This window comes from Erythrobacter sp. W302b, from assembly GCF_046452395.1.
GTDB lineage: Bacteria > Pseudomonadota > Alphaproteobacteria > Sphingomonadales > Sphingomonadaceae > Erythrobacter.
Window position 1 is genome coordinate 1,291,129 of record NZ_JBKFDH010000001.1, and the last position, 21,825, is coordinate 1,312,953.

General features: G+C 64.4%; 24 protein-coding genes. 9 read left to right on the forward strand and 15 right to left on the reverse strand.

From position 1 onward, the window contains the following. The first annotated feature begins 65 nt into the window (after positions 1-65). Together ACLBKT_RS06280 and rpsD are read left to right on the forward strand one after the other, a co-directional pair. Entirely contained in the window at positions 66-338 is a 273-nt protein-coding gene (locus ACLBKT_RS06280; RefSeq protein WP_410182089.1) for a hypothetical protein, read from the forward strand. Between the two features lie 184 nt (positions 339-522). Further along, the gene (gene rpsD, locus ACLBKT_RS06285) at positions 523-1,137 is read left to right on the forward strand and encodes a 30S ribosomal protein S4 (RefSeq protein WP_166546283.1); all 615 of its coding nucleotides are present in this window, start codon (positions 523-525) and stop codon (positions 1,135-1,137) included. Between the two features lie 78 nt (positions 1,138-1,215). Here the strand turns inward: rpsD and ACLBKT_RS06290 are convergent, their stop codons facing one another. The 12 genes from ACLBKT_RS06290 to ACLBKT_RS06345 all read right to left on the reverse strand — a co-directional run bounded on the left by ACLBKT_RS06290 (position 1,216) and on the right by ACLBKT_RS06345 (position 11,792). Next, positions 1,216-1,527 (reverse strand): chorismate mutase, encoded by a 312-nt coding sequence (locus ACLBKT_RS06290; RefSeq protein ID WP_410182090.1) that lies wholly within the window; start codon positions 1,525-1,527, stop codon positions 1,216-1,218. A gap of 53 nt (positions 1,528-1,580) precedes the next feature. Next, positions 1,581-3,605, reverse strand: a complete 2,025-nt coding sequence (locus ACLBKT_RS06295; RefSeq protein WP_410182091.1) for an alpha/beta hydrolase family protein — start codon at positions 3,603-3,605, stop codon at positions 1,581-1,583. A 54-nt stretch (positions 3,606-3,659) separates the two neighbouring features. Continuing rightward, positions 3,660-4,796 (reverse strand): tRNA guanosine(34) transglycosylase Tgt, encoded by a 1,137-nt coding sequence (tgt, locus tag ACLBKT_RS06300; RefSeq protein WP_410182092.1) that lies wholly within the window; start codon positions 4,794-4,796, stop codon positions 3,660-3,662. 122 nt (positions 4,797-4,918) lie between these two features. Next, positions 4,919-5,479, reverse strand: coding sequence for an outer membrane beta-barrel protein (locus ACLBKT_RS06305; protein ID WP_410182093.1), 561 nt, complete (start codon positions 5,477-5,479; stop codon positions 4,919-4,921). 161 nt (positions 5,480-5,640) lie between these two features. Continuing rightward, entirely contained in the window at positions 5,641-6,408 is a 768-nt protein-coding gene (locus ACLBKT_RS06310; protein ID WP_410183657.1) for an ABC transporter permease, read from the reverse strand. Then, on the reverse strand, positions 6,408-7,349 hold the full coding sequence (locus ACLBKT_RS06315) for an ABC transporter ATP-binding protein (RefSeq protein ID WP_410182094.1): 942 nt from the start codon (positions 7,347-7,349) through the stop codon (positions 6,408-6,410). The genes ACLBKT_RS06310 and ACLBKT_RS06315 overlap by 1 nt, the downstream gene beginning before the upstream one ends. 9 nt (positions 7,350-7,358) lie before the next feature. Further along, the gene (gene queA / locus ACLBKT_RS06320; protein WP_410182095.1) at positions 7,359-8,396 is read right to left on the reverse strand and encodes a tRNA preQ1(34) S-adenosylmethionine ribosyltransferase-isomerase QueA; all 1,038 of its coding nucleotides are present in this window, start codon (positions 8,394-8,396) and stop codon (positions 7,359-7,361) included. Positions 8,397-8,438: 42 nt separating this feature from the next. Further along, positions 8,439-9,167, reverse strand: a complete 729-nt coding sequence (locus ACLBKT_RS06325; protein ID WP_410182096.1) for a peptidylprolyl isomerase — start codon at positions 9,165-9,167, stop codon at positions 8,439-8,441. An 87-nt stretch (positions 9,168-9,254) separates the two neighbouring features. After that, positions 9,255-9,767: a pantetheine-phosphate adenylyltransferase gene (gene coaD / locus ACLBKT_RS06330; protein WP_410182097.1), complete on the reverse strand. Its 513-nt coding sequence runs from the start codon at positions 9,765-9,767 to the stop codon at positions 9,255-9,257. Positions 9,768-9,804: 37 nt separating this feature from the next. Beyond that, positions 9,805-10,569: an AIM24 family protein gene (locus tag ACLBKT_RS06335; protein ID WP_410182098.1), complete on the reverse strand. Its 765-nt coding sequence runs from the start codon at positions 10,567-10,569 to the stop codon at positions 9,805-9,807. 34 nt (positions 10,570-10,603) lie between these two features. Further along, positions 10,604-11,515: a polyprenyl synthetase family protein gene (locus ACLBKT_RS06340; RefSeq protein ID WP_410182099.1), complete on the reverse strand. Its 912-nt coding sequence runs from the start codon at positions 11,513-11,515 to the stop codon at positions 10,604-10,606. Between the two features lie 4 nt (positions 11,516-11,519). After that, entirely contained in the window at positions 11,520-11,792 is a 273-nt protein-coding gene (locus tag ACLBKT_RS06345; protein ID WP_410182100.1) for an exodeoxyribonuclease VII small subunit, read from the reverse strand. Between the two features lie 84 nt (positions 11,793-11,876). On the opposite strand from ACLBKT_RS06345, the gene ACLBKT_RS06350 reads away from it, so the two are divergent. The 4 genes from ACLBKT_RS06350 to ACLBKT_RS06365 are packed head-to-tail and all read left to right on the forward strand — an operon-like array spanning position 11,877 to position 15,677. Then, positions 11,877-12,302, forward strand: coding sequence for a DUF2177 family protein (locus tag ACLBKT_RS06350; protein WP_410182101.1), 426 nt, complete (start codon positions 11,877-11,879; stop codon positions 12,300-12,302). A 16-nt stretch (positions 12,303-12,318) separates the two neighbouring features. Then, a complete protein-coding gene (locus ACLBKT_RS06355) occupies positions 12,319-12,996 on the forward strand; it encodes a hypothetical protein (protein ID WP_410182102.1) in 678 nt (225 codons plus the stop codon). Positions 12,997-13,025: 29 nt separating this feature from the next. Continuing rightward, complete coding sequence (gene purL / locus ACLBKT_RS06360) at positions 13,026-15,266, forward strand: phosphoribosylformylglycinamidine synthase subunit PurL (protein WP_410182103.1); 2,241 nt, start codon at positions 13,026-13,028, stop codon at positions 15,264-15,266. A 3-nt stretch (positions 15,267-15,269) separates the two neighbouring features. Further along, on the forward strand, positions 15,270-15,677 hold the full coding sequence (locus ACLBKT_RS06365; protein ID WP_410182104.1) for a DUF3052 family protein: 408 nt from the start codon (positions 15,270-15,272) through the stop codon (positions 15,675-15,677). 4 nt (positions 15,678-15,681) lie between these two features. Here the strand turns inward: ACLBKT_RS06365 and ACLBKT_RS06370 are convergent, their stop codons facing one another. The 3 genes from ACLBKT_RS06370 to serB all read right to left on the reverse strand — a co-directional run bounded on the left by ACLBKT_RS06370 (position 15,682) and on the right by serB (position 18,342). Beyond that, positions 15,682-16,479: a Coq4 family protein gene (locus tag ACLBKT_RS06370; RefSeq protein WP_410182105.1), complete on the reverse strand. Its 798-nt coding sequence runs from the start codon at positions 16,477-16,479 to the stop codon at positions 15,682-15,684. Positions 16,480-16,491: 12 nt separating this feature from the next. Next, a complete protein-coding gene (locus ACLBKT_RS06375) occupies positions 16,492-17,337 on the reverse strand; it encodes a Coq4 family protein (protein WP_410182106.1) in 846 nt (281 codons plus the stop codon). Positions 17,338-17,457: 120 nt separating this feature from the next. Then, complete coding sequence (gene serB / locus ACLBKT_RS06380; protein WP_410182107.1) at positions 17,458-18,342, reverse strand: phosphoserine phosphatase SerB; 885 nt, start codon at positions 18,340-18,342, stop codon at positions 17,458-17,460. Here serB and miaA point away from each other — a divergent pair. The 3 genes from miaA to ilvN all read left to right on the forward strand — a co-directional run bounded on the left by miaA (position 18,335) and on the right by ilvN (position 21,779). Next, on the forward strand, positions 18,335-19,291 hold the full coding sequence (gene miaA, locus ACLBKT_RS06385) for a tRNA (adenosine(37)-N6)-dimethylallyltransferase MiaA (RefSeq protein WP_410182108.1): 957 nt from the start codon (positions 18,335-18,337) through the stop codon (positions 19,289-19,291). The two genes, serB and miaA, sit on opposite strands and share 8 nt — an antisense overlap. A gap of 199 nt (positions 19,292-19,490) precedes the next feature. Beyond that, a complete protein-coding gene (ilvB, locus tag ACLBKT_RS06390; RefSeq protein ID WP_410183658.1) occupies positions 19,491-21,236 on the forward strand; it encodes a biosynthetic-type acetolactate synthase large subunit in 1,746 nt (581 codons plus the stop codon). A 27-nt stretch (positions 21,237-21,263) separates the two neighbouring features. After that, positions 21,264-21,779, forward strand: a complete 516-nt coding sequence (gene ilvN / locus ACLBKT_RS06395) for an acetolactate synthase small subunit (RefSeq protein ID WP_410182109.1) — start codon at positions 21,264-21,266, stop codon at positions 21,777-21,779. Positions 21,780-21,825: the final 46 nt, after the last annotated feature.

The following is a 21,825-nucleotide window of genomic DNA, read 5'->3' on the forward strand; positions in this document are numbered from 1 at the left end:
GTTGGACACGCGCCCGCCAGCGGTTAGCTCTGGACCACCCCGGATCCAACCAAGTGAGATTTTTGATGATTCCCCCGCGTCGCCTCCTGCTGGCCTGTGCCGGCGGCCTGCTGCTTTTGCCTTTCGCCGCCGCCGCTCAGTCTGACGAGCAGGCCAGAGAAACACCGACCGCAACTGAGACCCCCGCTCCCAAGCCGGAGGACGAAACTGCCAAGAAAGACACCGCCGAGGATAACAAGCGCGTGTGCAAGTCTGTCCGGGCCGACGCATCGAGCCGCCGCAAGACCCGCGTCTGCCGCACCATGGAAGAATGGCGCGGATTGAACGTGCCGCTCTGACCGGAGCAAACCAAACGGCGCGCAACGCTTGACCTTCGCGGTCATCCTGCTATGCGCGCGCCTTCGCAAATGGGCCCTGCACCCCGGTGAAGCAGTGGCCGCATCTCGCCTACGGGCGTGATGGAGCGATGCCGGGTTTGATGGCTGCCCAATGGGGGCGGCCCAGCAATTTGAAGGAAGACGTATGTCGAAGCGCAAAAGCGCCAAGTACAAGCTTGACCGCCGGATGGGCGAAAACATCTGGGGTCGCCCCAATTCCCCGGTGAACAAGCGTTCCTACGGCCCCGGCCAGCACGGTCAGCGCCGCAAGGGCAAGATGAGCGATTATGGCCTCCAGCTGCGCGCCAAGCAGAAGCTGAAGGGCTATTACGGTGACGTCACCGAAAAGCAGTTCAAGCGCACCTATGCCGAAGCATCGCGCATGAAGGGCGACACCAGCCAGAACCTGATCGGCCTGCTCGAACAGCGTCTCGACATGGTGGTGTACCGCGCCAAGTTCGCGCCGACCATCTTCTCGGCCCGTCAGATTGTCAGCCACGGCCACATCTATGTGAACGGTGTGAAGTGCAACATCGCTTCGCGCCGCGTGATGATCGGCGATGTCGTCAGCCTCGGCAGCAAGGCCAAGGAAATGGCTCTCGTGATCGAAGCCCAGGGCCTCGCCGAGCGTGACATTCCCGATTACGTCCAGCCCGATGGCAACGACAAGATCACCTTCACCCGCGTGCCGAAGCTCGACGAAGTGCCCTACCCGGTCACGATGGAGCCGAACCTGGTGGTGGAATTCTACTCGCGCTGATCCTTCGGACAGTGATGCATACGAAAAGGGCGGCCTTGCGGGGCCGCCCTTTTTCGTTGCCGGCTGGGAAAACCGAGGTCAGTCCCTGATCCGGTCCCATTCGCCGAATTCATAGGCGATCGAACCTTCGACGAGACGCTCCCAGATGTCGCCAATCACGTCTGCCGGAATGCCGTGGGCTTCGGCCTCGGCCACGGCGGCGGCGATGACGCTGGCCTTGCGCGACTCGTCCCGCACGGCATCGCGGGTGGGCTTGATCCGGGCAGCGGCGCGCATGTAGCCGAAGCGCTTGGCGAGCAATGCGACCAGTTCGACATCGAGCGCATCGACCCCCGCGCGGACTTCGGGCATGGTTGTGCAGTCTTCAGGGTTCAGGGGACAATCGGTCATGGCCAGCGCCCTAGGCGGTCAAACCGCCTCTTGTCGAGGGGCTTCCCCACCCATCATCCGCCATTCAAAGCCGTCTCGAGAAAGCGCCCGATATCGGCCAGCATTTCGGCACGAACCGCACTGTCATCGAGCCCATGCTGGAGATCGGCATATTCGCGGTAGGTGACGGATTTGCCCGCGGCCTTGAGCGCTCGCTCCATCGCCTGCGCATGTCGCACATCGACGTTGAGATCGCGCGTCCCGTGGAACAGCGCGACGGGCGCTGCGAACCTTTCGGCATGGCGGCGCGGACTGCCCGAGGCCACATGCGGCCCCTCGCCCACGTATTCGCGGACCATCCGCGCATTGGTATAGTCGCGCGCATCGTCGATCAAAAAGCCGAGGTCCGTGACCGGTGCGATCGCCACCACCGCCTTGAACAGCGCTGGGTCGAGGACCTGCGATTGCAGCGCCGCATAACCTCCGTAGGACCAACCGGCGATGGCGAGCTTGTCCGGCACGGCAATGCCTTCGCTCACCAACCAGCGGCCCGCGTCGTTGACGTCGCCAATCGCGACTTCCCATGCCTTGAAGCCGTTGCGCCCGTACCATGCCTCGCCATAGCCCGATGAGCCGCGGTAATTGGGCTGAAGCACGGCATAGCCCTTGGCGGTGAAGTATTGCACTAGCCAGTCAAACCCCCATTCGTCCCGCGCCGCCGGGCCGCCGTGGGGAAGAACGATGGCAGGCAGGCCCTTGCCGTCCGATCCGGGCGGAAGGGTGAGGTAGGCGGGGATCTGTGTTCCGTCAGCCGCGGGATAGCTGACCGGCTTCATCTGCCCCATGGCCTGCCCTTCAAGCCGTGAGCGCAGCGGCAGCAGCGGCTCCAGCGCGCGGGCCTTGCGGTCGAAGAGGTAGACCATGCCGGGCTGGGTGTCGCTCGATGCGATCAGCAGCAGCTTCTGCTCGTCCGCACTGGCGCCAACGATATTGACCAGCGGTTGATCGGGCAGCGCCTTGCCAAGATCGGCCGCAAGCTTGGCCATCGCCGGGTCGAAATAGGCGATCTCGCGCTTTTCCGTCGCGTAGCTTGCACCGACCACCCGGTTCTTGCGACCGATGCGGATCAGACCATCCACGTCGACATCGCCGCGCGCCATCAGCAGTTTGCCGATGCCGGTGCCGTCCAGTGCGACTTCGGCGATCGCATCATAGCCGTTCTTGGTCACAAAGCCGAAAGCGACATTGCGCGTGCTATCAACCGCGAGCGGTACCATCCGCTCGGTCGGCTGCCCATCAATCGTGAGAGATTCGAGCGGTGCCCAGCTATTGTTGTCGGGCGTGCGAAAGAAATAGCGGAAGGTGCCGATGAGATTGCCATTCGAATCCCGCTGGGCCTGCATCTTCACGCGAACCCGCCCCTGCTCATCGGCGATATAGCGCAGTGTCGCATCATCAGGCTGTTCGCGGATGCGCGACCGCCCGTTGGCAATATCGACCAGCTCCGCCCCCAGGCCACGCTTTTCGTTGCCGAGCCGCGTTCCGACCGTCATTTCCGGGATGAAGTTGCGGGTCATGAGGATCATGCCCTCCTCACCCGCCACATCGAGCGCAAGGACATCGCCGCCGAACTGGTTGAAGCCCAAGGCGCGCGGGGAATCGCGCTGGCTGATCATGCGGATGTTGGTGCTGTCAGCATTGAGCGCAATCAGGCGGTCGAACGGGATCAGAATTCCTCCGTCCGCGCCGCCCATTCCCGAAAACTGGCACAGCAGCCGCACTTCGCTCGCCCACTCGCAGGAATCGATGTCCACCAACTTCTCGCCATTGGTCAGCACCGCCTTGACCGCCGCCTCGGCCGTGAAGTCGATGACATTGACCACCTCCGTGTGCCCGGGCCCGGCTGAAACGAAGACGATCTTGTTGCCCGAAGGCGAAAGGCTGATGTCGAGCACATCGGCGCGCGCACCGAAGCGGACGGCCGCCTCATCGGTGGCCGCCTGCGCTTGGACGACGGCGCCCGTGGCGACCAAGGCAAGCGCAGTGCCCGCAATGAGCAGGTTGCGCACCGCCGACGCGGCCGTGCTTGCCAAATTCATGATTGTTCCCCCGCTCCTACCAAGGCGTGGAGACTAGCGGGGGAACAGCAGGCTTCAAGCCCCTCGGTGCAGATAATCGCGGCGGAAGTCGCTGGCAAAACTGGCAAAGCGCCCGCCCGCAATGGCATCGCGCATCCCCTGCATCAGGGCCTGATAGAAGCTGAGGTTGTGCTCTGTGACCAGCATCGCCCCCAGCATCTCGCCCGATTTGACGAGGTGGTGGATATAGGCGCGGCTATAGGTGGTGCAGACCGGGCACTGGCAGCGATCGTCCAGCGGGCCGGTGTCCTCGGTAAAGCGCGCGTTCCTGAGGTTGAGCGGGCCGTTCCACGTAAAGGCCTGCCCGTTGCGGCCGGAACGGGTCGGCAGCACGCAATCAAACATGTCGATCCCGCGCTCAACCGCGCCGACGAGGTCATCAGGCTTGCCGACGCCCATCAGGTAGCGCGGACGATCCTTAGGTAGCATGTCGGGCGCGTAGTCGAGCACACCGAACATCGCCTCCTGCCCCTCGCCCACAGCCAGGCCGCCAACGGCGTAGCCATCGAAGCCGATGTCGATGAGTTTCTCGGCGCTGATCCGGCGCAGGTCTTCGTGCAAGGCGCCCTGCTGGATGCCAAACAAGGCGGCGCGGCTTGCGTGGTCTGCGCCGCTGTCAAAACCCTCTCGGCTGCGCTTGGCCCAGCGCATGGAGAGTTCCATCGAAGCCGCGATCTCGTCGCGCGGGCGGTCTGCGCGGGGGCATTCGTCAAAGGCCATGACGATGTCGCTGCCGAGCAACCGCTGGATTTCCATCGAGCGTTCGGGCGTGATCATGTGCTTGCTGCCATCGAGGTGGCTGCGGAATTCAACGCCCTGTTCGGTCAGCTTGCGCAACTCGCTCAGGCTCATGACCTGATACCCGCCACTATCGGTCAGGATCGGGCGCTGCCAGTTCATGAAGGTGTGCAGGCCCCCGAGCCGCGCGACGCGCTCCGCGCCGGGGCGCAGCATCAGGTGGTAGGTGTTGCCGAGGATGATGTCCGCGCCCGTGCCGCGCACGGCTTCGGGCTTCATTGCCTTGACCGTCGCCGCCGTGCCAACCGGCATGAAGGCCGGCGTGCGGATTTCGCCGCGCTGCATGGCGATGGAGCCAGTGCGCGCCTTGCCGTCCGTGGCGTGGAGGGTGAAGGAGAAACGGGGGGCGGTCATTGGCCCCGCGCGCTAGCGAGGCGGCGCGCGCCTGTCACCCCTAAAGCGAGCGGGGAAAAGCAAACGGGCCGCTCGCCATGATGGCGAACGACCCGCTGCTGGTTTCAGTTTCGATCAGACGATCAGAACTTGAAGCCGACGCCGACCGTGCCGCGCAGAGTGTCGAACGCGATGGTATCGACGTTGGCGCGCAGAACAACCGAGCTCACCGGAACTTCAACGCCGACGCCGACGAGGTAGTCACCGGCGGTGGTGTCGAGGCCGGGGAAGTCGCTCTCGTCGAAATCGGGCACGCCGATCAGGTTACCGGCGTCGAGGTCGACCCACTGGTAGCCACCGCGGGCATAGATCTTCGAGCCGCCATCGGTGCGGAAGCCGAGACGACCGGAAACGCCGTATTCCGCATCAATCGGGCCGCTGCCGAAGTGGGCGTTGCCTTCCACACCGGCGAACAGGTTGGTGCCGAGCGGGAAGTCGACCGCAGCAAAGCCACCGAAGATTTCGCCGCTCTCGTCGATGTCAAAGCCGTCGAGGTCGGCATCGTCAACATCCACGGCGAGGTCATGGAGACCGACAGAAGCACCGATGGTGACTTCCGGCTTGGTCGAATCTTGGGCCTGCGCTGCGGCCGGCAGCGCAATCGCGCCCATCGCTGCGAGCGAAGCGAATGCGATCTTTTTCATTCTTGTTATCCTTCGTTGGACCGGCCGCAGGGGGTGCAGCAGGTGGCCAAGCATTTAGGAATCGGCGACTTTCTGCGCAATGAACGAAGGTTAGACTTGCCGTTAATGTCGGCCAGACAGTGCATATGCTCCGACCAAGAGCCTTGGCCGATCCACGAACGTCACTCGCGCAGGCGCCATCCGGTGCGAAAAATCACTGCAATCACAAGGGTGCACAGCGCCAGGAAGCCGATGGTGAGGCCAAGCGACACGCCGATCGGCACATCGGACACACCATAGAAGCTATAGCGCAGCCCGCTCACCAGAAAGGCGATCGGATTGGCAAGCGCGACCGCGTCCCACGGTGTCGGCAATTCGCGGATGGAGTAAAAAGTGCCGCCCAGAAAGGTCAGCGGCGTGAGGATCAGCAGGGGGATGATCCCGAGTTTTTCGAAGCTGTCCGCCCAAATGCCCAGGATGAACCCGAACAGCGCAAAGCTGGCTGCCACCAGCATGATGTAGATGGCCGCCAGCAGCGGATACTTGATCTCGTAATCGACAAAGAAGGTCGCCGTGCCGAGGATGATGGCGGCGAGGATGAGCCCCTTGGTCGCCGCCGCTCCCACGAACCCGGCGAGTGTCTCCGCCACGCCGACGGGAGCGGAGAGCAGTTCGTAAATCGTCCCCGTGAAGCGCGGCATGTAGATGCCGAAGCTCGCGTTGCTGGTGGTCTCGCCCAGCAGCGTCAGCATCAGCAGGCCGGGGATGATGAAGGCACCGTATGGCACCCCGCCAATCGGCTCCATCCGCGCGCCAATCACCGATCCGAACACCACGAAATAAAGCGAAGTGGTCAGCACCGGGGAGAGGATCGATTGGAAGGCGGTGCGGAATGCACGGGCCATTTCGCGGCGATAAATGGCAAGCGCGCTGCGCGCGTTGAAATGCATCACGCGGCCTCCTTTTCGCCCAGCAGGCCGACGAAAATATCTTCCAGCGAGGAATCGTGAATGTCGAGACTGGTATAGGATATCCCCGCGCGGGTCAGCGCTTGGGTCAGCTGCGCGACCTGAGCCCGGCCCCCGCCCTGCCCGTTCCCGCCGCGATAGGTGAGCTGCATCCCGCCCTCAGCCAGCTCCACCGGAAACCCGGCGAGCGCGGGCGGGATCGCCGCCAGCGGCGCGGCCAAGCTGATCACCGCTTCGGTCGTGCCAAGCCGCTCCATCATCGCGCGCTTCTCATCCACCATCAGGATGCGGCCCCCGCGGATAATACCCACACGGTCGGCCATTTCCTCGGCTTCCTCGATGTAGTGCGTGGTGAGAATGATGGTGACGCCGCGCTCCTTCAGGGCGGCGATCTGCTGCCACATGTCCTTGCGCAGCTCGACGTCGACACCCGCGGTCGGCTCGTCGAGGAACAGCAATTCCGGCTCATGCGCCAGCGCCTTGGCGATCAGCACCCGGCGCTTCATCCCGCCGGAGAGCGCTCGGATCTGCGCGTCCTTCTTGTCCCACAGCGACAGGCTGCGCAGGATTTCCTCGAGCCGCGCGGGATCATGGGGGCGGCCGAACAGGCCTTGCGAATAGGCGACGGCGCGCCACACGCTTTCGAACATGTCGGTTGCGAGTTCCTGCGGCACCAGCCCGATGCGGGCGCGGGCCTTGCGCCAATCGCGCGACAGGTCTTGTCCAAAGGCCGTAATCGTCCCGCCCGTGGGCCGCACCAACCCGCACACCGCGCCGATCAATGTGGTCTTGCCCGCCCCGTTCGGCCCCAGCAGCGCGAAGATCTCACCCGGCCGAATATCGAGATCGACCGAATCAAGCGCCCGCGGGCCGTTCTTGTAGGTCTTCGTCAGGCCGCGGATCGAGAGGATAGGTTCGCTCATAGCTACCGATTACGGGAGCAGCAGCGAGGAGTCACCATAGGAATAGAACCGGTATTCATTCGCGATGGCGTGCTGGTAGGCCGCCATCATCCGCTCACGGCCCATCAAGGCGCTCACCAGCATCATCAGGGTCGATTTGGGCAGGTGGAAATTGGTCATCAGCCCGTCGACCGCGCGCAGCTTGTAGCCCGGCGTGATGAAGATGCTCGTGTCCCCGGCGAAGGGCTGGATGATGCCCTCGCTATCGACCGCGCTTTCGAGCAAGCGGAGCGACGTCGTGCCGACCGCGATGATCCGGCCGCCCTTGGCGCGGGCTTCGTTGAGCTGGTCGGCGGTCTCGGCGGAGATGCGGCCGAACTCGGCGTGCATCTGGTGATCGTCGGTATCGTCGGCCTTGACCGGCAGGAACGTGCCCGCCCCGACGTGGAGCGTCAGCATCGCCCGTCCGATCCCGGCGGCGTCGATCGCATCGACCAACCTTTGCGTGAAATGCAGCGAGGCGGTCGGCGCGGCAACCGCGCCCTCTTCCCGCGCGAACATGGTCTGGTAATCTTCCAGATCCTGCGCATCGACCCCGCGTTTCGACGCGATATAGGGCGGCAGTGGCATGGTGCCCGCGCGGTCGAGCAGGACTTCAACCGGTTCCTCGCCCTCGAAAAACAGCGTGATCGAGCCGTCCGCAAACCGTGCCTCAGCAATCGCGGTGACACCGCCGCCGAACACGATCTGATCGCCCTCCTTCACCCGCTTGGCGTTGCGAACGAACGCCTGCCAGCGCCTAAGGTCGATCCGCTTGTGGAGCGTGGCACCGATCTTGGCCTCACCATCAGCGCGGCGGCCTTCCAGTTGAGCGGGGATGACGCGGGTATCATTAAAGACGAGCACATCGCCCGCATTGAGCAGGCTCGGCAGGTCGCGCACGCCGCGGTCTTCGAATGGCGCATCAGCCCCGCGTACGACGAGCATCCGCGCCGCATCGCGCGGACGCACGGGGCGCAGCGCTATGCGTCCGTTGGGCAAATCGAAATCGAACAGGTCAACCTTCATGGCGCGCGCCCCTAGCCCGATGGCGCGCCGCCGGGAAGCCCCTTAGGGGATCGGCGCACTCAACATGTCAGCCGAAATCGGCGCATCCTGCGCCGGTGCGGGCGGCGGCGGGGGCGGCAGGATGTCGCTGGCGAGCGAGGCCTGAACGATATAGGTCGGCGACGCCGGCGGCTCACCCCGGTTGATCGCGTCGACCGCGTCCATATTCTCGATCACCCGGCCGAAATTGGTGTATTTCTTGTCGAGGCTAAAGCGCGGGTAGAAGACGATGAAGAACTGGCTGTTGGCGCTGTCCTCGTCCGCAGCGCGCGCCATCGACAACGTCCCGCGCACGTGCGGCATCGGGTTGAACTCGGCCTTCAGATCGGGAAGCTCGCTGCCCCCCTGCCCGGTCCCGGTCGGATCGCCGCCTTGCGCCATGAAGCCTTCGATCACGCGGTGGAACACCACGCCATTGTAGAAGCCTGCGCGGGTGAGCGTCTTGATCCGTTCGGCATGGGCGGGTGCCCAATCGGCAGCCAGGCGGATCTTGACCCGCTGGCCGTTCGACAGATCGAGCACCCAGACATTCTCGGGATCGACCGTGGGATCGAAATTGATCGGCGGATAGGTGCGCGCAACCGTGGGGACAGCGTCCTCATCGGGCTTTTCGGCGTTGTCGCCGAAAGCCTCGGGCGGGGTATCGTCCTTCTGCTTCTGCGCGAACACCGCCTGCGGGGCGGCAAACAGCAACAGGGCGGCAAGAGCAGGCGCAAGCTTGGTGATGATCATGGTTCCATCCGGATTTGTGCGGGCGCTTTAGCCCTGCCCGGCTGACACTGCAATGAATGAGAGGCGCATGACAGCGCGGGCAGCACCTCAGTAATCGCCCTTCAGCCCCTGCTCGCGCACGCGGGCGTTCACTTCCTCGCACACCGGCGCGCTGACAAAGCGGGCGATATCGCCGCCATAGACCGCGATTTCCTTCACCAGCTTGGACGCGATCGGCTGGAGCGAGACATCCGCCATCAGGAACACGGTTTCGATGTTGTCGTCGAGCTGCTGGTTCATGCCCGCCATCTGATATTCGTATTCGAAATCGGCAACAGCGCGCAGCCCCCGGATGATGACACTGGCGCCCTGCTTCTGCGCGAACTTCACCAGCAGCGCGTTGAAGCCCACCACCTCGACATTGGTGAGGCCCATGTTCGCCACCTCGCGCTCGACCATGCGGAAGCGTTCGTCGGTGGAGAACATCGGGTTCTTGGATGGATTGGTCGTCACGCCAATGATCAGGTGATCGACCAGCTTTGACCCGCGCCGGATGATGTCGGCGTGGCCCAGCGTGATGGGATCGAATGTCCCCGGGTAAATCCCGATGCGGCGACTCATGACAATGTCCTCTCCCTAGGTCTGGCGCGTGCCTGGCTCAGGCGATCCGGGCCGACGGCGTGACCCAGACGCTGCCTGATCCGCGCATCTTGTAGACGAAGCCCTCGCCCGACCGCATCGCGCTGCGCAGGCCCTGCACCAGTGGGCCAATCGTCACCTCGAGCGAGGCGGAATACATCAGCATGAAATCGCCATCGACCACGACTTCCTCGCCCGGGCGCACCGGCACCTCGTCAATCTCGTGCACCGGAACCGGGCTTTCGACCGCAAACACGCCGGAGCCGGTGATCTTGGGCTGGGCCAGACCATTGCCCGAAAACATCCCCGAAATCGATTTGTGCATATGCGTGGTGAGGGAAATCTCGGCCGCACAGGCATAGAACGCCCGGTCATCCAGCAGCAGCGCATCCTGCGGGCCGTCCATCGTCGCCAGCACGAAGTGGCGGCGCACCGGTTCGCACCAGATCGTGCCCGATCCGGAGTAGCGCGTCGCATGGGCGGATTCGCCTGTCGCAGCCGAAGCGGCGGCGCGCGCGAAGAAACCCTTGTTCGCTTCGTGGCGGACCACTTCGGCGCTGAGATTGCCATAGGAATATTGCAGCGCGCCCGGCTCGATCAGGACAGCGGCATTGCTGATCTCGATTTCGAGCTGATGCACATCCGTCGGCTCGGCGATATAGTGCATCTGCCCTTCCACCCCGGTGGGCAGTCCGCGTGCGACCATCTTCTTTTCGACGTAGCGATGCACCCGCATGGTGACACCGCCGCGGCTTTCTTCCTGAATCACCTGCCGGAATGCCATCCGCTTTCCCCTCTTCGTGCCTTGAGAATGTCGCTCAGGATTCGCGTTCAACGATAAAGCGGGCGAGCGCGCGCAGGATATCCGCCTCGCTGCCATAGGAAGCGAGCCGCAACACGGCCTGATCGACCAGCGCGCGGGCCTGTTCGCGCGCCTTGTCCGCGCCCATCAGCGTCACGAAGGTCTGTTTGCCCTGACTTTCGTCCTTGCGCAGCGCTTTGCCCGCCTTTTCGATATCGCCTTCGACATCCAGCAGATCGTCGGCAATCTGGAACGCGAGGCCGATATCGCGGGCATAGGCCCGCAAATGCGCGCGGCCCTGCGGCGCGACCTTGCCGAGGATCGCCCCCATCTCGACACTGGCCGCCAGCAGCGCGCCGGTTTTCAGCTGTTGCAGCCGGGTGATGGTGTGGAGGTCATACTCGACCCCTTCCTCATCCGCGACCATGTCCATCATCTGTCCGCCGGCCATGCCGTGCATCCCCGATGCCTTGCCCAGGGTCAGGATCAATTCGCTGCGGGTGAAGGGATCTTCACTGGTGGCATCGTCGGCGAGAATCTCGAAGGCCAGCGCATGAAGCGCATCGCCTGCCAGCACCGCCGTCGCCTCGTCATAGACCTTGTGGAGGGTCGGCTTGCCATGGCGCAGATCGTCATTGTCCATGCAGGGCAGATCATCGTGGATCAGCGAATAGACGTGGATCGCCTCGATCGCTGCCCCCACTCGCATCGCGGCATCGCGTGAGACGCCGAACAGGCTCGCGGTGCTGCACACCAACAATGGCCGCACCCGCTTGCCGCCGCCGATGGCGGCATAACGCATCGCTTCGATCAAGCGCGCACTGGTGTCGTCCGGGACGGGCAAAAGCGCATCGAACAGCGAATCGATTTCGGACTGCACGCTGCGGATGGCGTCACGCAGCACATTGCCTTGGGTCTCTGCCAACATCGCTTCAGCCTTCCGCGTCAAAGGCCTGCGTGCCGGTCGCCCGGCCATCGGCCGCCGTCACAATCCGCTCGATCCGGGCCTGCGCCGCATCGAGCCGCTGCTGGCAGGCAAGCCGCAACGCCTCTCCGCGCTCATAAAGGCTGATCGACTGATCGAGCGGCACATCCCCGCGTTCAAGCGCCTGCACGATCTGTTCGAGCGCGGCCAGCGCCTGCTCGAAGCTCATGCCTGCAATGTCTTGTCCGGCCGCTGCCGGCGCTGCTGTGCCCTCGTCCATGGTGCGAAGCATTGACGGGGCGCGCGGGCGCGGTCAAGGCTGGCCGTGACGGGCAGGATCACCAAAACAGGAAATGCACGCAATATGCTCAAGTGGATCATCGCCTATGGCGTCGCAGCCGTATCCTTCCTGGCGTTCGACATCGTCTGGCTGCGCTGGGCGGCGGGCAATCTCTATCGCCCGGTGATCGGCGAGATCATGGCCAAGGACTTCAACGCGGGCGCGGCGATTGCCTTCTACCTGATCTACATCGCGGGGATCACGTGGTTCGCGATCCGTCCGGGGATTGAGAGCGGGACGGTGCAAGCGGCCGTGCTCAACGGCATTCTGCTTGGCGCGCTGTGCTACGCCACTTTTGATCTGACCTCGCAAGCGGTGATGAAGGTCTGGGCGACGCATATCAGCGTGCTCGATATCCTATGGGGCGCGTTCGTAACCGGCACGGCGAGCGGGATTGCCACTTTCGTGGTGCTCCGCTTCGTCCCCGCCACCGCCGCCACGCCAAGCTGAGGCCAACGCTGCTTCCATGTTCATCGGCCACTTCGCCCCCGCCTTCGTCGCCGCCGCGGTCAGCCCGGAGCGGCCGCGGCTGGGGCTGATGTTCGTGGCTGCGCAGTTGGTGGACTGGGCGTTCTTCGTCTTCACCATCATCGGCGTCGAGCATATGCGCATCGTCGATCCACCGGCGAGCGTGATGTCGCCGATCGACTTTCATGACATGCCCTATAGCCACAGCCTGATCGGAACCGCGGTCTTTGCCGCCGCGCTGCTCGGCGTGGTGGCGCTGCAGCGGCGCGATCTGAAGCTGGGGGTGCTGGCCGGGCTGGTGGTCTTGTCGCACTGGCTGCTCGACTGGCTGGTGCACGTGCCCGATCTCACTCTGGACGGCGCGCCGCCCAAGCTCGGGCTGGGGCTGTGGGACATGCCTTGGGTCGCGATCCCGCTGGAACTGGGGCTGACGCTTGGCGCTTTCGCCTTTTATCTGCGCCGGACGCGCGGGCCAGCGGGGCCGCCTCTGATTCTGATCGGCGTTATGCTGCTGTTGCAGGCGATCAGCTGGTTTGGCCCTCACCCGGAGAGTGCCGGGATTGTCTTCGCCATGCAGGCGCTGATCGCGTTCGGGATCATGACCGCACTGGCGACCTGGGTCGGGGAGAATCGCTGGTTCCGCAAACGCGGCAACTTGGCCTTCGCGCTTCAGTAATCTAGGGGGCGGCGCAAGGAGTCCCCACGATGACCGCAATCACCCCCGAAATCGTCGAACAGCACGGCCTTTCCCCCGAGGAATATGAGCGTGTCCTGCACGCGCTGGGCCGCGAGCCGAACCTTGTCGAACTCGGCATCTTCTCGGTGATGTGGTCGGAGCATTGCTCGTACAAGTCCTCGCGCATCCACCTGAAGAAGCTCCCCACCGAAGCACCCTGGGTGATCTGCGGCCCGGGCGAGAATGCGGGCGTGATCGACATCGGCGACGGGCAGGCGGCGATCTTCAAGATGGAGAGCCACAACCACCCCTCCTATATCGAGCCTTACCAAGGCGCGGCGACGGGCGTGGGCGGGATTCTGCGCGACGTCTTCACCATGGGCGCGCGGCCGATGGCGAACGCCAACGCGCTGCGCTTCGGGCGGCCCGAACACCCCAAGATGAAGCACCTCGTGCAGGGCGTGGTCGCAGGCATCGGCGGCTACGGCAATTGCGTCGGCGTGCCGACCGTGGCGGGCGAGACCAATTTCCACCCGGCCTACGATGGCAACATCCTCGTCAACGCCATGACCGTGGGCGTGGCTGACCAGGACAAGATCTTCTATTCGGCCGCCACCGGCCTCGGGAACCCGATCGTCTATGTCGGCTCCAAGACCGGCCGCGACGGCATCCACGGCGCAACCATGGCTTCGGCCGACTTCGGCGAGGATGCCGAGGCCAAGCGCCCGACGGTGCAGGTCGGCGATCCCTTCACCGAGAAGCTCCTGATCGAGGCCTGCCTTGAACTGATGGCGACCGATGCGATCGTCGCGATCCAGGACATGGGCGCGGCGGGGCTGACCTCCTCCTCGGTGGAAATGGCGAGCAAGGGCGGCGCGGGCATCCGGCTCGACATGAACAAGGTGCCCTGCCGCGAAACCGGCATGACCCCCTACGAGATGATGCTCTCGGAAAGCCAGGAGCGGATGCTCATGGTCTTGAAGCCCGGCAAGGAAGCCATGGCCGAAGCGATCTTCAAGAAGTGGGAGCTCGATTTCGCGGTGATCGGAGAAGTCACCGACACCGGGCACATGGTGCTCGAATTCAACGGCGAAGTGGTGTGCGACATCCCCCTCGCCCCGCTGGCGGATGAAGCCCCGCTCTATGACCGGCCCTATCTCTCGAAGGAGGATTATGCGGCATGGGCAGGCGTGAAGCCCTTGGGCGAAGTGCCCGCGACCGATGATGTCGCCGCGGACCTCCTCACCCTGATGGCCTCCCCCGACCTCGCCTCGCGCCGCTGGATTGCCGAGCAGTACGATTCGCAGGTCGGCGCCGACACGCTCCAGACCGGCGGCGATGCGGGCGTGGTCCGGGTGCATGGGACCGGCAAGGCGCTCGCGATCACCACGGACTGCACGCCGCGCTATGTCTTCGCCGATCCGTACGAGGGTGGTAAGCAAGCCATTGCCGAAGCATACCGCAATCTTTGCGCAGTTGGCGCGCGTCCGCTGGCGGTGACGAACTGCCTCAATTTCGCCAATCCGCAGCGCCCCGAGATCATGGCGCAGATCGTCCACGCCCTCGAAGGCATGGGCGATGCCTGCCGGGCACTCGACTTTCCCATCGTTTCGGGGAACGTCAGCCTCTACAACGAGAGCAAGGCGACCGGCGGCGGCTCGGCGATCCTCCCCACCCCGGCGATCGGGGGCGTCGGCATCATCACCGACCTCGCCAAGATGATGACGATGCACTTCAAGAACGAGGGTGATGCGATCTACCTCGTCGGCCCGGAATTCTGGGCCAAGCCCGATCCGACCCGCTCGCACCTCGGGCAGTCGCTGTGGCTCCGGGTGGTCAAGGGCATGGAAGCGGGCCGCACCCCGCCGACGGATCTGGTCGTCGAACGGACGGCGGGTGAGATCATCCACGAGTTGATCGCCGATGGCCTCGTCAACGCTGTGCATGATCTCAGCGATGGCGGCCTCGCGGTGGCGCTGGCGGAAATGGCGCTGGCGGGCGGTATCGGTGCCGAAGCCGATCTGGCAGGCAACCCCGATTACACCCCGGCGCAATGGTGGTTTGGTGAGGATCAGGGGCGCTATCTGGTGACTGTCCCCGATGTCGCAGCGCTCAATGCCGCGCTCGCCAAGGGCACGCGCGATGCCGACACCGCGCAGATTGGCTTCCAGCGGATCGGCACCGTGGGCGGCGATCATGTGCTCGGCATCCCGCTCAGCGAATTGCGTGCCGCAAACCAGCGGTTCTTCGACGCGTGGATGGAAGCCTGAGGGGTGGCCTCCGGCTATTCCGGCACGCCGCTGGTCAAGAAGCTGAACCTGCGTGACGGGATGCGGGTGTGGTTCGACGCCATGCCCGAGCCTGTCATCGACGAGATCGACGAATATGCGCTCGAGCTGTTCTTCGTCGCCGACCCGGCCGAAGGAATTGATGCCGCGCATATCTTCGTGACAGCCCGCGCCGCGCTGGAGGCGCACCTCACCGCGCTGCGCCAACAGATCGCGCCGGATGGTCAGATCTGGGTGAGCTGGCCGAAGAAAGCCGCGAAAGTCCCGACCGACATCACCGAAGACACGATCCGCGAGATCGCTCTGCCGCTCGGTCTGGTCGACACCAAGGTCTGCGCGATTGATGAGGTCTGGTCAGGCCTCAAGCTGGTGATCCGCAAGGAACTGCGCTGAAGCCTCAGGCCGCCTGCGCGCCAGCCCCGCCGAGCGTGAGTTCGTCACGCATTGTGCCTTCGCTTTCGAGGATCGTGAGGCACTGGCGATAGACCTCGGGCCTGCCAATGCCGAGCCGCGCCCGCGCTGCGCCGATATCCTCGTGCATCAACGCGGCAATGTCCTGATGCGAAATCTTGGCGGCAGCACGGCCGAGCCTGCGCCCTTCCTTGATCGCGGCGAAGATCGGCGCCTTGGTGCCGCTCACCTTCTTGATTTGCCGCGCGCCCGCATAGGCGATGAAGAGGATGCCGGTGTTATGGTTCTGCTCGTAGGTGAAGCCCAGCAGGCTCACCTCGCCCAGCGCATCGCGGCCATAACCGGTCAGCACATGAAACAGGTCATGCGTGTCGCGCTGGCGATCAAAATACCACTGGATCTGGTCGCGCGGCAGGCTTTCAGGCGGTGCCCAGCGGTGGCTTTCGGCCACCAGTCCGGCCGCAGACAGGCCTTCGCGCTTCATGAATGCGATATAATGCGCCGCGACACTGTTCGGCGCACAATCGGCCCAGCGCGCGTGATCATCGAGCATGGCGGGGATGTCGACGCCTTCCGCCATCATCCGGCGCCCCTCGGGCGACGTGACGAAGGCGCGCGCCTGCGCGTGGCTCTTCCTGCCCTTGGTCGCCTCGATAATGTGGAACACCTGCTCGGTGTCCTCCTTGTCTTCGACCAGCTTGCCGAAGTGGTGGAGCACCTTGAGCGGCCGAAAGCCCGCGGCCTTGCGGTCGGGAGCAACCAGGGGAAGATCAGTGACGGCCATGGATGTAGCCCTTCAGGCTGCGAGCAATTCGGGCTGTTCGGCGGCGTCGCGGCTGGAGAGCAGGTCGTAGGGATCGATGCCCTCGGCCTGCCACGCGCGGTGGCATTCGCGATACAGCACGGGGTGCGGGATGCGCAGCGCCGCGCGCACATCCTCGAGCGGGCGCTCGAGCAGCTGGCGGATCGGCTGATCGATCAGCGGCGGCGCGCCCTTGCCGATGCGGTGAGCCTCACGCACCGCACCGAACACCGGCGCATTCGTGCGCTTCACCATCTTCTTGATGTTCGCCGCCCCGGCATAGCCGATCAGCAGATGCCCTTGGCTCGGCGCCTGGCCGTGGGTGAACAGCAGCACGCATTGTTCCCCCAGCGCGTCGCGGCCGTAGCCGGTGAGCACATGGAACATGTCATGCGTGTCGCGCGAGCGGTTGATGTACCACTCGACCAGATCGGGGAAGCGCGGACGTCCGGCGCGGTCGCTTTCGGCGACCAGCCCTGCCGCGGTCAGCCCTTCGGCTTCCATGAAGTCGCAATAGGCGTGGGCGAGCGAGCCCTTGGGGGTGCGGCGCAGCGCGGCGTGATCGTCGAGGATCTCGGGCAGGCAAGGCTCGGTCTGGCGCAAATGGGCCCCGCGTTCGGACAGAGCGAGCGCGGCGACGCGCGGCAGCAAATCCTTCGACGGGAGCGATTCAAAGATCCGGAACACCGCCGCGGTGTCTTCTTTGTCCCGAACCAGAATCTGGAAGTTTCTGACCGCGCGCAACGGGCGATACTTCGCTTGCGGACGGTCAGGGTGCAGCAGCACCGTGCCGTCAGCGGCAAACATCCGGGTGTACTGGCGATCGGCGTTCTGGGTCATGCGGGCAGTTCCTGTGCTGCAGCACTGGTGTAGCCACAGCTTGCTTACATGAGTGTTAATAGCCGATTCGGTTTGCGATGTGAAACTCTTTTTTTCCAATGGGTCACGCAAGCGAAGAACTCAGCCTTCGCGCCAATCGGCTTTCGGCACCCCCAGCAAGGTCAGAACAGCCGAAAGATCAGCGACATCGACCCGGCCATTGGCCGCCGCGCGCGCCTTGGGCTTGGCGCGGTAGGCAAAGCCATAGGTTGCCGCTTCGATCATCGGGATATCGTTGGCCCCGTCTCCCGTCGCGAGGCTGTGCGCGCCCTCGCCCAGCCCAGCCAGTTCATCCCGCAGCACGGCGGCCTTGACCGCGCTGTCAGTGATCGGGCCGATGAGGCCCCCGGTGAGCTTGCCACCCTCGACCGCAAGCCGGTTTCCGACCACGCGATGAAAGCCGAGCATCTCGGCCACGGGATCGGCAAAGTGGTGGAAACCGCCAGTCACCAACACCGTCCGCGTGCCGAGCGCCGCCAAGGTCGCCACCAGCACTTTTGCCCCCGGTGTCGGCGTGATCCGGTCGGCGAGGCAGGCGTGGATCGCACTTTCGTCCAGGCCCACAAGCAACGCCACCCGCTCCCGCAAGGCGGCTTCGAAATCGAGCTCGCCCTGCATCGCGCGTTCGGTGATCGCGGCGATTTGCGGCTTCAAGCCCGCATAGTCCGCCAGCTCGTCGATGCATTCCTGACCGATCATGGTCGAATCCATGTCGGAGACGAACAGCCGAGGCACCTCGATTGACCCGCGCGCAACCAGCATCGCGGCAGGCGCGAAAACCGCATCGATCGCGTCCAGCACGGCGGCTGGATCGCCCTCGCCCATGCGCAGTTCCAGCACCTCGTCATCACCCTTGGGCATGGCGGCGGCTTCCAGCGGCACGCCGCTTTGCGCCAAAGCGCCCGACAGCGCATCGAGACGCGTTTCACATTCTGCCGTCTCTGCTATCAGCCGCGCAATGAGCATTCCTGTATCTCCACCAGCACCGCTCGCGCTCATTGCAGGGCCGACCGCGAGCGGCAAGAGCGCGATTGCGCTCGCATTGGCCCACGCCCTCGCCGAGACCGGCAAGCGGCCCGTCATCATCAATGCCGATAGCGCGCAGGTCTATGCCGATTTGCAGGTGCTTTCCGCGCGCCCTTCCGAGGAAGAGATGGCGGGCATCGAGCACCGCCTGTTCGGGGCATGGGACGGGGCCGAGGCCTGCTCGGTCGCCGCATGGGCCGCACGTGCCAAGGCGGAGATTGCAGCGTGCCATGCGGTGGGCGATGTGCCGATCCTGGTCGGGGGCACAGGCATGTATGTGAAGGTGCTGATCGAAGGCATTGCGCCAATCCCCGAAATCGACCCCGCCGTGCGTGCCGCCGTCCGCGCCCTACCCGAGGACGCGGCTTACAAGCTGCTTCAGCTGGAAGATCCTCTACGCGCTGCGGAGCTTGATCCGGGAGATCGCCAGCGGATCGCCCGCGCGCTTGAGGTGAAACGCTCGACCGGCGTGACGCTGGGGGATTGGCAGCTCGCCAAGGCCGGCGGGATCGGCGACGATGTGACGCTCTACCCGCTGGTGCTCGAACCAGACCGACCGTGGCTTTATGAGCGTTGCGACCTGCGCTTCGCAGCGATGCTGGAAGCGGGCGCGATTGCCGAGGTCGAAGCTCTGCTGACCCGCCAGCTTGACCCCGATTTGCCGGTCATGCGCGCCATCGGCGTGCCCGAGATTGCTGCGTTTCTCCACGAAGACATCACCTACGAGGCGATGATCGCCGCCGGTGCGCAGGCGACCCGCAACTTTGCCAAGCGCCAGTTCACATGGTTCCGGCGTCAACCTCCGGCGGAATGGCCTCGGGCGACTCTCGGGTGCGAATCCGAAAGTATCGAAGTGGACGCGCATTTCGCATCATTATTGCGCAATTAGGGCTTGACCTATCAGATTGTAACCTTTAGCGGCGTCATCCATTGGCCCGGTGCGCCCCCTGCGTCGGGCCAGTTTTGTTGTTAACGCCTTGTCCGTGCGGCCCTATTCCGGCTTCATGTGATTCATCAGATGGAGTTGCCCCGTGCCCGGCAAGCCGGACTCTGCCCCGACCAAGCGCCCTTCGGACAATAGCAGCGCCTTGAGCGGCGCGGCGATCCTCGTGCAGTGCCTGATCGAACAGGGCGTCGAATATGTCTTCGGCTACCCCGGCGGCGCGGTGCTACCGATTTACGACGAATTGTTCGGCGATGAGCGCATTCGCCACATTCTGGTCCGCCATGAAGCTGGCGCGGCGCATGCGGCAGAAGGTTATGCCCGTGCCACAGGCAAGCCGGGCGTGGTGCTGGTCACCTCCGGCCCCGGCGCGACCAACGCGATCACGGGCATTGCCGATGCATGGATGGATTCGATCCCGCTGGTCGTCATCACCGGGCAGGTACCCACCAGCTTGATCGGCACGGATGCGTTTCAGGAAGCCGACACCATCGGCATCACCCGTCACTGCACCAAGCACAATTATCTGGTGAAGGACCCGGCCGATCTGGCCGCGACGATCAAGGAAGCGTTCCTGATCGCCACGACCGGCCGTCCCGGTCCGGTCGTCATCGACATCCCCAAGAACGTGCAGATCGCCGTCCCCTCGGAACGCCGCGCGCTGACGCGGGCGGGCGCGCATCGCTATGCGCCGCAGACGGTTGCCCCGGTCGAGCAGATCATCGAGGCGGTCGAACTGATCGCCAATGCCCAGCGCCCGATCTTCTACACGGGCGGCGGCGTCATCAATTCGGGTCCGGAAGCAAGCCGCCTGCTGCGCCAGTTGCAGGACATCACCGGCGCTCCGGTCACCTCCACGCTGATGGGCCTCGGCGCCTTCCCCTCGCAGCACCCCGATTGGCTTGGGATGCTGGGGATGCACGGCACCTATGAAGCCAATATGGCGATGAACAAGTGCGACGTGATGGTCTGCATCGGCGCGCGCTTCGATGACCGGGTGACCGGGCGGCTTGACGCCTTCTCGCCGGACTCCAAGAAGATTCACATCGATATCGACCGCTCTTCGATCAACAAGACCGTGCCGGTCGACATGGGCATCGTCGGTGATTGCGGCACGGTGCTGGCGCAGATGATCGAGGCGTGGGGTGCGCGGCAAGCGCGCAATCTGGGCGAGTGGAAAGCCCGGATCGCCGGTTGGCGGGCGCGCGAATGCCTTGCCTATCCTGAACGCTCGGCCAAGCACCCGAACATGATCATGCCGCAAAAGGCGGTTGAGCGGCTCCACGCCCTCACCCATCGCCGCAATCCGATCATCACCACCGAAGTCGGCCAGCACCAGATGTGGGCGGCGCAGTATTTCGGCTTCGAGGATCCCAACAAGTGGCTCACCTCGGGCGGGCTCGGCACGATGGGTTACGGTCTGCCCGCCGCGATCGGCGCGCAGCTCGGCCACTCTGACGCGCTGGTGATCGACATTGCGGGCGAAGCCTCGATCCAGATGAACATTCAGGAACTCGGCACGGCGTCGCAATACCGACTGCCGGTCAAGATCTTCATCTTGAACAACGAATACATGGGCATGGTCCGCCAGTGGCAGGAACTGACCTATGAGAGCCGCTATTCGAACTCCTATTCCGACAGCCTCCCCGATTTCGTGAAGCTCGCCGAAGCCTATGGGTGGAAGGGCATCCGCATCACGGAGGAGCGCGAGCTGGATGACGGGATTATGCGGATGCTGGATCATCTCGGCCCAGTGATTGTCGATTGCCTTGTGGCGCAGGATGCCAATTGCCTGCCGATGATCCCGTCAGGCGCGGCGCATACTGAGATGATCCTGTACGGCGACAAGGTCGACGGCACGATGGACGACGAGGCCAAGGCGCTGGTCTAAGGCCACTGCTTGACGGGACACCATGCCATGAAAATCACCGAAGCAGCCTCTGAACGCCATGTGCTGACCGTGATGGTCGATAACGAACCCGGGATCCTCGCCAAGATCACCGGCCTGTTCACCGCGCGCGGCTACAACATCGACAGCCTGACCGTGGCCGACATCACCGAGGATCACGCGGTCAGCCGTATCACCATTGTCACCAACGGCCCGCCGTCCGTGATTGACCAGATCGAAGCGCAGCTCGAACGGTTGGTGCCGGTGCACAAGGTGCTCGACCTCACCACCGCCGGGCCGCACGTCGAGCGTGAGCTGGCGCTGATCAAAGTCACCGGCACGGGCGAAAAGCGGGTCGAGGCGCTCCGCCTCGCCGACATTTTCCGCGCGCGACCGGTGGATACCACCACCGAGAGCTTCATCTTCGAGATCACCGGACCGCCCGACAAGGTCGACAGCTTCATCGCCTTGATGCGCGAGCTCGGGCTGGTCGAGGTCGGCCGCACCGGGGTGGTCGGGATGCTCCGCGGGCCGCTGGGGGCATGAAAAGTCACGTAACTCCGCCTTCCCGGGCTTGACCCAGGACCCCGCT